Origin of the sequence: Micromonospora narathiwatensis (assembly GCF_900089605.1) — a bacterium.
GTDB classification, from domain to species: domain Bacteria; phylum Actinomycetota; class Actinomycetes; order Mycobacteriales; family Micromonosporaceae; genus Micromonospora; species Micromonospora narathiwatensis.
In genome coordinates, this window is the sequence record NZ_LT594324.1 from 2,807,721 (window position 1) to 2,821,058 (window position 13,338).

At 72.4% G+C, this 13,338-nt stretch carries 4 protein-coding genes; 1 reads left to right on the forward strand and 3 read right to left on the reverse strand.

Going from position 1 to position 13,338, the window contains the following annotated elements:
* Window positions 1–158: 158 nt before the first annotated feature.
* Window positions 159–1,382 (forward strand): L,D-transpeptidase, encoded by a 1,224-nt coding sequence (locus tag GA0070621_RS12345; protein ID WP_091194779.1) that lies wholly within the window; start codon window positions 159–161, stop codon window positions 1,380–1,382.
* A gap of 44 nt (window positions 1,383–1,426) precedes the next feature.
* Here GA0070621_RS12345 and GA0070621_RS12350 read toward each other — a convergent pair whose 3' ends face one another.
* From GA0070621_RS12350 to GA0070621_RS12360, 3 genes are read right to left on the reverse strand one after another with little or no spacing between them, the layout of a single operon-like run.
* On the reverse strand, window positions 1,427–2,914 hold the full coding sequence (locus GA0070621_RS12350) for a DUF7405 family protein (protein ID WP_167666839.1): 1,488 nt from the start codon (window positions 2,912–2,914) through the stop codon (window positions 1,427–1,429).
* Between the two features lie 3 nt (window positions 2,915–2,917).
* A complete protein-coding gene (locus GA0070621_RS12355; protein ID WP_091194783.1) occupies window positions 2,918–3,361 on the reverse strand; it encodes a hypothetical protein in 444 nt (147 codons plus the stop codon).
* A 58-nt stretch (window positions 3,362–3,419) separates the two neighbouring features.
* Window positions 3,420–13,184, reverse strand: a complete 9,765-nt coding sequence (locus GA0070621_RS12360; RefSeq protein WP_091194786.1) for a pre-peptidase C-terminal domain-containing protein — start codon at window positions 13,182–13,184, stop codon at window positions 3,420–3,422.
* Between the last annotated feature and the right edge of the window lie 154 nt (window positions 13,185–13,338).

The window sequence follows — 13,338 nt, forward strand, 5'->3', positions numbered from 1 at the left end:
GAACTGGGCAACGGTACCGCCGACGTGGATCATGCCGGGGGCGGGTGGCGCCGGGGGCGGGGTGTGGAGTCACATTTTTCGATCGACTTCCCACGACGCGGCACCGGCACTCCCGCGGCGCGCCGCCGGCAAGTACTCTCCCCGCGGAGAGGAACGCAATGATCAGTCGTCGAAAGTTGATCGCCACCGGTCTCGGCGTCACGGCCGGCCTGGTGACGGCAGGTTGCAACCAGAAGACCTCGTCCGGCGCCGCGTGGTCGCAGGCGGACCCGGACCCGTCGGCGACGAGCTCGCCGGTGGACGAGGCGCGGGTGACCGTCACGCCGGCTGCCGACGCCACGAAGGTGTCGCCGCTCGATCCGGTCGTCGTGGCGGCCGAGAGCGGCACGCTCAAGCACGTCTCGGTGGCGACGGGCGGCAAGACCGTCGCCGGCAAGCTGGACGACGATCAGACCTGGCGATCGACCGGCAAGCTGGCCTACGGCAAGACCTACACGGTCACCGTGTCGGTGGCCGACTCCGCCGGCACGCTGACCGAGCACACGAGCAGCTTCAGCACGGTGAAGCCGTCCGGGGTCGCTTCGGTCACGTTCCAGGCAAGCGCGCTGGCCGCGCTCCGGACGGGCGGTACGTACGGGGTCGGTCAGCCGGTCATGGTGAACTTCAGCAAGCCCGTCAAGAACCGCGCCGAGGCCGAGAAGGCGATGGTGGTGGAGACCACCCCGGCCGTCGAGGGGCGGTGGCGCTGGATCGACGGGCAGAACGCGCACTGGCGGCCGGAGAAGTACTGGGCCTCCGGCACGAAGATCTCGGTGCAGATCAACCTCTTCGGCGTGGACCTCGGCAAGGGGGTGTACGGCGGCTCCAACGCGAGCACGAACTTCACCATCGGCCCGTCCCGCATCGCCATCGCGGACGCCGGCACCCACCGGATGAAGGTCTACATCGACGGCAAGATGGTGCGCGACGTCCCGATCAGCATGGGCAAGGGCGGCACCACCAAGGGCGCGAACGGTGAGGTCATCAGCTACTGGACGCGCTCCGGCCCGCACGTGGTGATGACCCGCGAGCCGTCGCACCGGATGACCTCGGCCAGCTACGGGATCGTCGACCCCAAGAACCCCAACTACTACGACGAGGTCATCCAGCTCTGCCTGCGGATCTCGTACTCGGGCGAGTTCGTCCACCTGGCGGACTGGAACATCGGTGCACAGGGCAACCGGAACACCTCGCACGGCTGCATCAACGTCGGCCCGGCCGACGCCCGGTGGTTCTACGACACGTTCCGGCTCGGTGACGTGGTCGACGTACGCAACACCCCGCGACCGATGACGCTCACCGACGGGGTGGGTGACTGGACCATTCCGTGGGACAAGTGGTGACCCCGGGCGACGCCCCGCCCCGGTGAGCCGGGGCGGGGTGCGGCTCAGTCGGCCAGTTCGACCAGCGGGAACGCCCGGTGCCGCCGGGGCGGGACGAGGAAGTTCTGCCGGCGGGTACAGGTCAGGAAGCGTTCCAGGCCGTTGTCCTGTTCGGCCACCCGGTGCTTGCGGGCCAGGTCCACGGCCGCCTGGCTGTGCCGCATCCGGGCGAAGAAATCGGCGGTCGGCACGAACACGCTGAAGTGCAGCTTCGGCTGACTGCTGCCGTCCGGCACGTCCAGGACGTCGAAGCCGGGGCCGTCGATGCGCAGGTGCATCGGGGTGCCGTCCGGCGCCCGGGAGCTGCGCTGGAGCGTGGACAGGTGACCCATCCGGCGCTCGCCCCGGGGCAGGCCGATGCCCTGGGCGGTCCGCTCGGCGTACCCGGGGCCGCGGTTCTCCGCCGGCAGGAACGACGGCCCGCCGCCGTCGGTGAGCTGGTCGGGGTTGCCGGGGTGCACCGCCGGGGCGTGGAACATGTACTGCACCCGTTTGGTGAAGTTGCCGTTGTCGCTCGGCGGGGTGTCCGGCGAAGCCATGTCATAGAACTGGAGCATGTCGAGGATGACGTGTGACAGGTGCTGGATGCTGCCGTTGTCCAGGTAGTCGCCCGCCTCGGCGGTGGTCAGCCGGGCCGACGGGTGGCCGGCGAAGGTGCAGATCGCCGGCGGGCCGGAGGCGTTGGACTGCTGGTCGGAGAAGCCCATCCACATCGGCGAGTCGCGTTGGATGAACCGGGCGTACGGCAGCCGGTTCTGCTCGGCCACCGAACGGGGCAGTCCGACCTGGGTGAACATGTGCCGGCTGGAGGTGACGGTGAGCAGCCCGGCGAAGGCCGGCGAGGGCGTCGGCCGGGCGGCCAGGGTGCCGCTGCCGTCGAACCAGGCCAGCACGTCCTGGATGACCGTCGCCCGGTCGCTGCGGAAGGTGAACAGCAGGTCGTTCTGCTCGATCCGCACCGGGACGGTGAAGCGCTGCTTGGTGACCCCGGGGTTGTCCGGGTGGACGTCGGTCGGCGCGGGTGCCGCCTCCTCGAGCACGGACCGGGACGGGTCCGCGAGCAGCCGCGGCAGGTGCGCGCTCACCAGGTCACCGGTGAGGCCGCCCGGCAGCCGTCGGAAGTACGGCAACCCGTACGAGACGAACGTCATCAGGCCGGCCGCGCCGAACGGGTACCGCGACTCCAGCGCGGCGAGCACCCGGGCCAGTTCCCGCTGGTCGTCCGGACCGGGGCTGCGGGACAGCGCGGCGGTGAGGTAGACGGTGTGCACCGGCGGCATGACGAACGGGCCGCCGGTGGGCGAGGACTGCTCGGGCGCGCTGAACCGGGCGACGTCGAACTGGATGTCGGGCAGGCCCGCCGCCGGGTGGGGCGCGGCGGGACGCTGCGGCGTGCGGGCGCCGGTGGAGCAGGCGGCGAGGGCGGACGCGGCCATCGCCAGCGCGCCGCCGGCCAGCACCGTCCGGCGGCGGACCCGGGACTCGTCGACCATGCGTCAGCGGGACCGGTCGAGCGCGGCGCGCAGGGCCTCGCCCAGCTCCGCGTCGCCCGGGTCGGTCAGCCGCACCGCGTGCTCGGTGAGCCCGACGAAGCCCTCCCGGGCGCCGCCGTTACGGGTCGGGCTCACCACCACCGTGCCGGCGTCCTGCTCGACGTCCACGTGCCGGGTGCCCTTGGCGTAGGTGGCCCAGGTACGCAGACCGAGCGCGTCGAGGACGGGCGCGAACGGCGACGGGCCGTCCCGCAGGGCGGGGGTGGGGACGCCGGCGCGCGAGGCGCCGAGCATCCGGCGTACGGCGGCGCCCAGTTCGCGGGCGTCGGCGGGCTCGTCGAGGACCTGAAACGTGCCGTTGGCGATCCACATGCCGTCGGCGGTCAGCGACGAGGAGTGCGCGACGTAGCGGCCTCTGCGCAGGTCGAGCGCGGCGAGTCTGGTCATGAGGGTCCTCGATGGGGAGGGGGACGCCCCAGGATAACCGTGGGACGTCCCCGCCGGTCTATCTCATCGTGATGACGCGGACGGTGACCCCCTTGCTCGCGCCGTACTGGACGATCTGGTTGAGGACGTTCTGCTGGGCGGCGGTAGCCGTCCCTCGGGGAATCGCGATCTCCAGTTCCCGGGCGGCGACCTGGCCGGGTCTGATGGTGACCCCGTCCCAGGTGACCGCGTTGTTCTTGGCGAACCCGGCGGCCTTGTCCACGTAGCCGGTCAGCCGGCTGCTGAGCTGGCTGGCACTCTGATACGTCTTCGCGGTCAGGTCGACGCTCTTGATGCTGGTGGCGGTGCCGTTGGCGAACCGGTCGATGGTCGGGAAGCTGCGTGGCAGGTTGCCGCCGAGCTTCGCCTCGATGGCCAGGCCACGCTCGAACTGGTTGAGCTTCCAGACCGAACTGCCGCCCTTGAGGGCCGCCCCGAGGCCGCCGCTGAGGGCGCCCAGCGCGCCGCCGATGGCGAAGTCCTTGAGGGCGTCGCCCATGGTGTACTTGCGCCCGGTCAGCGCCGCGATTCCGGCGCCGATGCCGACCGAGGAGGCGCCACCGATCAGCGCCCCGATCAGGATCGGCACGCAGATCGGGCAGTCGCCGTTGGGGTCGGAGAGGTTGACCGGGTCGTTGAGGGCGTAGCTGTAGAGGTTGGCGCTGCCGCCGCCGAAGCCGGCCGGGTCCTGGCTGAGGAAGCGGCCCGTCTCCGGGCTGTACCAGCGGGCCCGGTGGTAGGACAGCCCGGTGTCGGGGTCGCGCTCGCGGCCGGTGAACTGCTGGGTGTTGCCGCTGGCCGCGCCGCTGGCGGTGGCCACACCGAACGGGTCGTACCGGTATTCGGTGGTCAGGGTGCCGGCGGAGTCGGCGAGACCGAGGACGCTGCCGAGCGCGTCGGTGACCGGCACCCGGGCGCCGGCGGCGTCGGTGCGGACCAGGGTCTGGTCGAGCCCGGCGGTGAGCCGGTCGACGGCGGTCGCGCCGGTCGACTCCCGGACCAGGTTCGGGCCGTCGTAGAGGTTGTTGGTGGTGGTGCCGGCGGCGGTCCGGTCGGCCAGCCGCCCGGCGGCGTCGTAGCCGTAGGAGACGGCCAGGCCGGGGCCGGTGACTCCGGTCAGCTCGCCCCGGGCGTTCCAGGCGTAGCCGAGGATCCCGTCACCGGTCAGGTTGCCCTCGTCGTCGTAGCTGAACGTCCGGTCGCCCCGGCTGGTCAGCCGGTTCGCGGCGTCGAAGCTGGCCGGCGGTCCGGTGCCGGGAACGGTGACGTTGGCGAGGCTGCCGGTGAGGCCGAGCACCCGGCCGGCGCCGTCGTACGAGTACGCGAGGTGGCCGATCGGCACGCCGCCGGTGCTCTCGTACGACATCCCGGTGAGCTGCGACGCCGTGTCGTACGCGTACCGGGTGACCACGCCGGCCTGCTCGACGCGGTCGGTGCGGCCCGCGCCGTCCCGGTGCCAGGTGGCGGTGGTCCCGCCCTGGGTGATCTGCTCGATCAGGCCGGTCGGGTCGTAGTGGTAGGAGATCGCCGGCTGCCCGGGCACGGTCATCCCGGAGCGGCGGCCGGCGGCGTCGTAGGAGTAGCCGACGGTGCCGGCCGGGCTGGCCACGCTGACCACCTGGTCGAGGTCGTTCCAGCCGAGGGTGAGCAGCCCGCCGGCCGAGTCGTCGATGGTGGTGAGGCGGTCCAGCGTGTCGTAGCCGAACCGCTTGGTGCTCTCGTAGCCGCCGCCGGTGGTCGCGCCGTAGCCGACGAAGGTGGTGCGGCCCAGCGCGTCGTACTCGGTGACGGTCCGTTGCCCGCGCCGGTCGGTGGCGGAGACGACCCGGCCGAGCACGTCGTACGTCTGCCGGGCCTGCTTGCCGAGCGGGTCGGTGACGGTGGTCGGGCGGTCGGAGTTGTCGTAGGCGATGTTGGTGCTGTTGCCCCGGGCGTCGGTGACCTTCGTCAGGTTGCCGTTGCCGTCGTACTCGTAGCTGGTGCCGCGGCCGAGGCCGTCGGTGCTGGTGACGATCTGGTTGTCCGGGTCGTAGCGGACGTGTTCCTGGACCCCGGTCGGGTCGGTGACGGCGACCGGTCGGCCGACGGCGTCGACGAAGGTGCGGGTGGTGCGGCCCAGCGGGTCGGTCACCGCGACGAGGTCGCCGTGCTCGTACGTGTAGTGGGTGGTGTTGCCGAGCGGGTCGGTGAACGCGGTGACCTGGCCGGCGGCGTTGTACGCGTACCGGCGGGTGCGTCCGGCGGCGTCGGTGGCCGCGGTGAGGTTGCCGTGGTCGTCGTACGTTGTGCGGGTGGTGCGGCCCTGGTCGTCGGTGACCGAGGTGACCTGCCGGTACGGCCCGCCGGAGGTGACCGTGGCGGACTGGGCGGCGGCGGTGCCGGCGAGGGTGGTGAGCGAGGTGAGCTGCCCGTCCGTGTCGTAGTCCAGGGCGGTCCGCCGCCCGTACGGGTCGACCAGCGCGGTGGGCAGGTGGGTGACCGGGTCCCGTTCGGTGGTGGCGGTCCGGGCCTGGGCGGTGCCGGCGGCGGTGGTCTCGGCGACCACCCGCCGGTTCGCGTCGAAACTGGTCTCCCGGACCTGGCCGTCCGGCTCGGTGACCGCCGTCTTCACCACCCGGCCGCCCGCGTCGGTGGTGTACGCGAACCGGTAGGTGACACCGTCGGGCATGGTCTGGGTGGCCACCCGCCCGGCCGCGTCGTAGCTGTTGGCGAGGTAGGTGACGCCTCGGGCGTCGGTGACGGTGGTCATCCGGTTGGCGGTGTCGTACGTGTACGTGGTGGTGCGCCCGCCCGGCGAGGTGACCGTGGTGAGCCGGCCGGCGGTGTCGTAGCCGTACTGCACGGTGCGGCCGGCGTTGTCCTGGGCCCGGGTGACCCGGCCGCTGGTGTAGGAGAGCTTGATCCAGCGGCCGTTGGGCGAGGTGATCTGGGTGATGTCGCCGGACTGCCCGCCACTGGACCGGGTGAGGGTGATCTGGTTGCCGTGCCGGTCCCGGACGGACTGCAGCGGCGTGTTCTCGCCGAAGACGTAGGTCATCCCGTCGGTGCGGACCAGGTCCCAGCCGTTGCCGTTCCAGGTCATCACGGCGTCCCGGAACGGCCCGGTGGTGTCGACGGCCTTGAAGACCGCGTCGGTCCAGCCGGTGCCGGGGCTGATCCGGTCCATGTGGACCTTGCCGCTGTCCGGGAAGACCAGGTCGGCCTCGCTGTACTGCCGCTCGGAGTAGATGAAGATGCCGTAGGTGAAGTTGGCGCCGATGCCGAACTCGCGGGTCTGGGTGTCGTTCTGCCGGTAGGTGCGGGTGATGGCGATCGGCAGGACGTCGTTGACCACCAGGTCGGTGTGCTCGTCGACGAAGAGGCCGCTGGCCAGATCGACGGGGTCGCCGCCGGAGTCGCCGTCCTCGCCGGGGCCGCTGCCGGCGGGCCGCTTGCCGCTGCCGTTGAACATCGCCCCGGTGAACTCCCAGACCCGCACGTCCGGGTCGGGCACGATCTGCCGTCCGTCTGGGGTGACGGTGCCGTGGCCGTAGATGTACCAGCCGGCCTCCGCGCCGGTCACCGCGCAGACCGAGGGCGCCTTCGCCGCCTTCCCCGGCTTCTTCGGGTACGACTTCACGGGCGCCTTGGTGCACGGCACACGGCCCGGGTCGTAGTCCCAGAAGTCGAGCCGGCTGCCCGGCGCCAGGCCCTGGGTGTTCGGGTAGATGATCTGCGCGCCCTCGGGCAGGATCACCGAGCCGCCGGGCTGGACGGTGAAGTAGACCGGCGTACGCACGCCGGCCGGGAGCGGGAACGGCGGCTGGTCCACCGGGAGCGCGGTGATGGACAGCTCGGTGACCGGCTTGCCGGCCCGGTCGCGGATCACCGCGCCCTTGGGCAGCCGCACCTCGAAGCCGGGGATCGCCGGGGTGGTGATGACGGTCTGCTTCCGGGTGGGCGACGGGAAGCGGACGCTGTGGTCGGTGTCGAGCCGGGTCATCCAGATCGGGTACGACAGCTCGACCGTCTCCCCCGCCCGCAGGTCCACGCCGGTCTCGAAGCGGCCGAAGGCGCGACCCGGGCTGCTGGCCGTCGCGCCGTCGATGACCAGGACGTGGTGCCCGGCGGTGAGCCCGGTGAGCAGGAACCGGCCGCTGGCGTCGGTGCGCGTGCTGCGCCGGCCGACCGAGAGGGTGACGTCGGCCAGCGGCCCGCCGTTGAGCAGCAGGGCCTGACCGGCCAGCGCGGTCACTCCCGCGTCGGCGCGCAGCGCCGGCTGGAGGTGGCCGTACGCCCCGGTGCGGTGGCTCGCCCAGTCCTCGCCGGCGAGGTTGAACCGGTCCGGCGTCCAGGTCTCGGTCACGTCGCCGGCGGCCCGGGCGGCGCTCGTGGCCGACGTGGTCCGCGCGTCGGCGCTCTTCGCGTCGGAGGTCCTGCCTGTCGGCGCGGCGAGGCCGGCGGGCAGCCGGACCTCCCCGGTCAGCGTCCCGACGGTGGTGGACGACGGGTCGACGAAGACGCTGTACGTGCCGGTGACCGGCAGGGTGACCGAGGTGAAGGTGCAGGTGTCGCCGCAGTAGGTGCTGCTGCCGAGGTTCGACCCGTCCGGCTTCCGGATGACCGCCGTGGCGTTGTAGCGGCCGTACGTGCCGGCGCTCATCACGACGGTGACCACCTGGCCGGCGGTGCCGGGGAAGGTGAACGCCGCGTTCTGGCCGGGCACGGTGGTGGTCAGGGTGACCGCCGGGCCGCCGGGGGTGGTGGCGGCGGTGGCGTCGGCGGGCACGTCGTACACCTGGAGGGTGACCGTGCCGGTGTACATCCCGTCCGGGTTCAACAGGATCGTGTACGTCCCGCTCACCGGCAGGGTCGTGACGTCGAAGAAGCACGTCGCCCCGCAGTAGGCGCTGCCGCCGAGGTTCGACCCGTCCGGCTTGCGGATCACCGCCGTGGCGTTGTACGTCCCGTACGTGCCGCCGCTGCCCTGCACCGAGATCCGCTGACCGGCCGTGCCGGCGAACGACAGCACCGCGTTCTGGCCGGGATCGGTGGTGGTGAGGGTGACCGGGGCGCCGCCGACGGTGGCGGTCGCGGCGGCGTCGGCCGGCACGTCGTAGAGCCGGAGGGTGACCGCGCCGGTGTACATCCCGTCCGGGTTCAACAGGATCGTGTACGTGCCGCTCACCGGCAGCGTGGTCACGTCGAAGAAGCACGTCGCCCCGCAGTACGCGCTGCCGGTCAGGTTCGACCCGTCCGGCTTGCGCACGATCGCCGTCGCGTTGTACGTCCCGTACGTGCCACCGCTCCCCTGCACCACGATCCGCTGACCCGCCGTGCCGGCGAACGACAGCACCGCGTTCTGGCCGGGATCGGTGGTGGTGAGCGGCACGCCCGGGCCGCCGATCGTCGCGCTCGCCGCCACGTCGGCGGGCACGTCGTAGACCCGCAGGGTCACCGCGCCGGTGTAGGCCGCGTCGGGGTTCAGCAGGATGGTGTACGTGCCGCTCACCGGCAGCGTGGTCACGTCGAAGAAGCACGTCGCCCCGCAGTACGTGCTGCCGGTCAGGTTCGACCCGTCCGGCTTGCGCACGATCGCCGTCGCGTTGTACGTCCCGTACGTGCCACCGCTCCCCTGCACCACGATCCGCTGACCCGCCGTGCCGGCGAACGACAGCACCGCGTTCTGCCCGGGGACGGTGGTGGTCAGGGTGACGGCGGCCCCGCCGGGGGTGGTGCTGGCGGTGGCGTCCGGCGGCACGTCGTAGACCCGGACGGTGAGCGCGCCGGTGTAGCTGCCGGCCGGGGTGAGCAGCAGGCTGTATGTGCCGTCGACCGGCAGGACGGTGGTGTCGAAGATGCAGGAGCCGCCGCAGTACGTGCTGCCGATCAGATTGGACCCGTCCGGTTTACGCACCACCGCCGTCGCGTTGTACGTGCCGTACGTGCCGCCGGTGCCCTGGATCAGGATGCGCTGGCCGGCGGTGCCGGGGAACGACACCACACCCTTCTGCCCGGGGACGGTGGTGGTGACGGTGACCGGGTCGCCGCCCGGGGTGGTGCTCACGGTGGCGTCCGGTGGCACGTCGAACACCTGGACGGTCAGGCTGCCGACGGCCGCCGCGACCGGGTCGACCAGCACCGTGTAGGTGCCGGCGGCGGCGAGCGACACCGAGCTGAACGAGCAGCTCGTGGCGCAGGACGAGGTGCTGGTGACCGTGCTGCCGTTGGGGGCGCGCAGCGCCACGGTCACGCTGCCGCCGCCGAACGCGCCGGCGGAGAGGTTGACGGTGACGACCTGCCCGGCGGTCGCCGGGAACGACACGACGGCGTTCTGCCCCGGCACGGTGGTGGTCACGGTGACGGCGGCCCCGCCGGGCGTCGTGCTGGCCGTACGGTCGGCGGGCACGTCGTACACCCGGACGGTGAGCGCGCCGACGGCGCTCGCCCGGCCGTCGACCAGCACGGTGTACGTGCCGTCGGCCGGCAGGGTGGTGACGTCCAGGAAGCACGACGTGCCGCAGGACGAGTTCGACACGATCGACGTGCCGTCCGGCCGGCGCAACGTCACCGTCGCCTCCGACGACCCGAACGTACCGCCGGAGAGCTGCACCGCCACCCGCTGACCGGCGGTGGCGGGGAACGACACCAGCGCGTTCTGCCCCGGCACCGTGGTCGTCACCGTCACCGCCGCGCCGCCGGCGGTGGCGGCGGCCGTGGCGTCGGCCGGCACGTCGTGCACCTTCGCGGTGATGCTGCCGACGACCGTGCCCTTCGGGGCGACGAGCACGGTGTACGTGCCGGCCGTGGACAGCGCGGTGACGTCCAGGAAGCACGACGTGCCGCAGGACGAGTTGGAGACGATCGACGTGCCGTCCGGCCGGCGCAACGTCACCGTCGCCTCCGACGACCCGAACGTACCGCCGGAGAGCTGCACCGCCACCCGCTGACCGGCGGTGGCGGGGAACGACACCACGCCCTTCTGCCCCGGCACCGTGGTGGTCACCGTCACGGCCGCGCCGCCGGGGGTGGTGTTGGCGACCGCGTCGTTGGGCAGGTCGTACACCCGGGCGGTGATCGCGCCGAGGGTGGTGCCGGTCGGGTTGACGAACACCGTGTACGTGCCGGTGGTCGGCAGGGTCACGGCGTTGAACGAGCAGCTCGCGCCGCAGTAGCTCTCGCTGACGATGGTGGAGCCGTCCGGGGCGCGCAGGGTGACGGAGGCGTTGTAGGTGCCGAAGGTCCCGTTGGCCAGGGTGACCGAGACGGACTGCCCGGCGGTGCCCGGGAAGGAGACGACGGCGTTCTGCCCGGGGACGGTGGTGGTCACGGTGACGGCGGCGCCGCCCGGGCTGGTGGTCGCCGAGGCGTCGGCGGGTACGTCGTGGACCTGGGCGGTCACCTCACCGACGTAGGTGGTGTCCGGGTTGAGGAAGATCGTGTACGTGCCGTCGACCGGCAGCACCACCGTGTCGAAGAAACACGACGCCCCGCAGTACGCACTGCCCGTCAGGTTCGACCCATCCGGCTTCCGGACCACCGCCGACGCGTTGTACGTCCCGTACGTGCCCGCACTGAACTGCACCGAGACCCGCTGCCCGGCGGTGCCGGCGAACAAGATCACGGCGTTCTGCCCGGGGGTCGTGGTGCGTACGGTGACCGCGGCGCCACCCGGGCCGGCGGTGGCCGTGGCGTCCGGCGGCACCACGTGGACCTGCGCGGTCACCTGACCGTGGTAGACGCCGTCGGGGTTGAGGAAGATCGTGTACGTGCCGTCGACCGGCAGCACCACCGTGTCGAAGAAACACGACGCCCCGCAGTACGCGCTGCCCGTCAGGTTCGACCCGTCCGGCTTGCGCACGATCGCCGACGCGTTGTACGTCCCGTACGTGCCCGCGCTGAACTGCACCGACACCCGCTGCCCGGCGGTGCCGGGGAAGGAGATCACGGCGTTCTGCCCGATCGTGGTGGCCACGGTGACCGCGGCGCCGCCGGGGTTGGCCGCCACCGTCGCGTCCGCCGGCACGTCGTACACCTGGGCGGTGACCGCCCCGACGTAGCTGGTGTCGGGGTTGACCAGGATCGTGTAGGTGCCGTCGGCCGGCAGGACGGTGCTGTCGAAGACGCAGGAGCCGCCGCAGTAGACGCTGCCGGTCAGGTTCGACCCGTCCGGCTTCCGCACGATCGCCGACGCGTTGTAGGTGCCGTAGGTCCCGGCGGTCAGGTGGACGAGGACCCGCTGGCCGGCCGTGCCGGGGAACGAGACGACGCTGTTCTGGCCGGGCACGGTGGTGGTGACGGTGACCGGGTCGCCGCCCGGGGTGGTGCTCACGGTGGCGTCCGGCGGCACGTCGTACACCTGGACGGTGATGGCGCCGGTAGCGGTGGACTGCGGGTCCACGACGATGGTGTACGTGCCGTCGGTGGGCAGCACGGTGGTGTCGAGGAAGCAGGCGGTGCCGCAGGAGCCGTTGGAGACGATCGTGCCGCCGCCCGGCTTGCGCAGCGTGACCGCGGCGTTGTAGGTGCCGTACGTGCCGCCGCTCAGCTTGACCGAGACCCGCTGTCCGGTGCTGCCGGCGAAGGTGACGGCGGCGTTCTGCCCGGGCACGGTGGTGGTGACGGTGACCGGGTCGCCGCCCGGGGTGGTGGCCGCGGCGGCGTCGGCCGGCACCTCCCGCACGGTCGCGGAGATCGAGCCGGTGGCCGTGCTGGACGCGGCCAGCAGCAGCGTGTACGTGCCGGCGGTGCGGGCCGTCACCGTGTCGATGAAGCCGGTGGCACCGACGCAGCCGGACGAGGCCGCGGTACGCCCGAAGGGGTCGAGGAGCTTCGCGGTGGAGATGCCGCAGGAGCCGAAGGTGCCGTTCGCGAGCTGGACGCTGGCCTGCTGCCCCTCGGCCAGGTCGAACACGACCAGCGCGATGCGGCCGGCGCTGGGGATCGACACCGAACTGGTGCCGCCGATCGCGACCCGGGCGGTGTGCACCACGTCGGCGACCGTGTACGGGGCGGGCGCGACGAAGACGTCCGCGGCGCCCTCGCCGCTGCCGTGGCGGGTGCGTACGCCGATCCGACCGGAACCGGCGCCGGCGGGCACCTGGACGGTCAGGCTGCCGGCGGCGACCGCGGAGGTGGAGGCCCGGGTGCGGTTGAGGGTGACGGCGTTGTCGGCGGCGTCGGGCGCGAAGCCGGTGCCGGTGACGGTGACCGTGCCGCCGGCCACGACGACGTTCGGGGAGACGCCGGTGACGGTGGGCGCGGACTCGTCCGGGCCGGTGACCACGAAGGACTGCGGGCTGGTCGCGGTGGCCCCGGCGACGGAGACGGTGACCAGTCCGGTGCTCGCCCCGGCGGGAACCCGGGCGACCAGGCGCCGGCCGCTGGCCGAGGCGACGACGGCCGGGACGCCGTTGAACTCGACGGTGTTCTCGCTCGCCACGGTGGAGAAGCAGCCGCCCTCCAGGGTCACCTCGGCGCCGACCGCCGCCCGGGCCGGCACCACGGAGAGCAGGGCGAGAGCCGGGCTGCCGTCGTTGGTGACGGAGGTGATGTTGCCGGCGGGGTCGTACCGGTAGCGGGCGGTGCGACCGGCCTGGTCCTGCACGCCGGCCAACTGCCCGGCGGCGTCGTAGGCGTAGCCGACCGAGTCGCAGGAGACCGAGGCCGGGACGATGTCGGGCAGGTCCGCCCGGGCCCCGAAGGCCAGCAACAGGACCAACGCCCCGAGACTCGCGGTGAACCGCAGGCGGGCTCCGGCCCAGACCTTCGATCGGATGCTGCGGCGGCCGAGCGGTCCTGACATGGTGCCTCCCCCAGACGCGACCTCTGCCTGCAAGGTAGGCGAGCGCCATCGGCCGGCATAGATGCGTACGGGAGCGGAGGCCGAACGACAGGGATAACTGTCGGTGAACGATCCATCTACCGGCTGAAATGATCCGGGCAGCCCGTGATCGTGT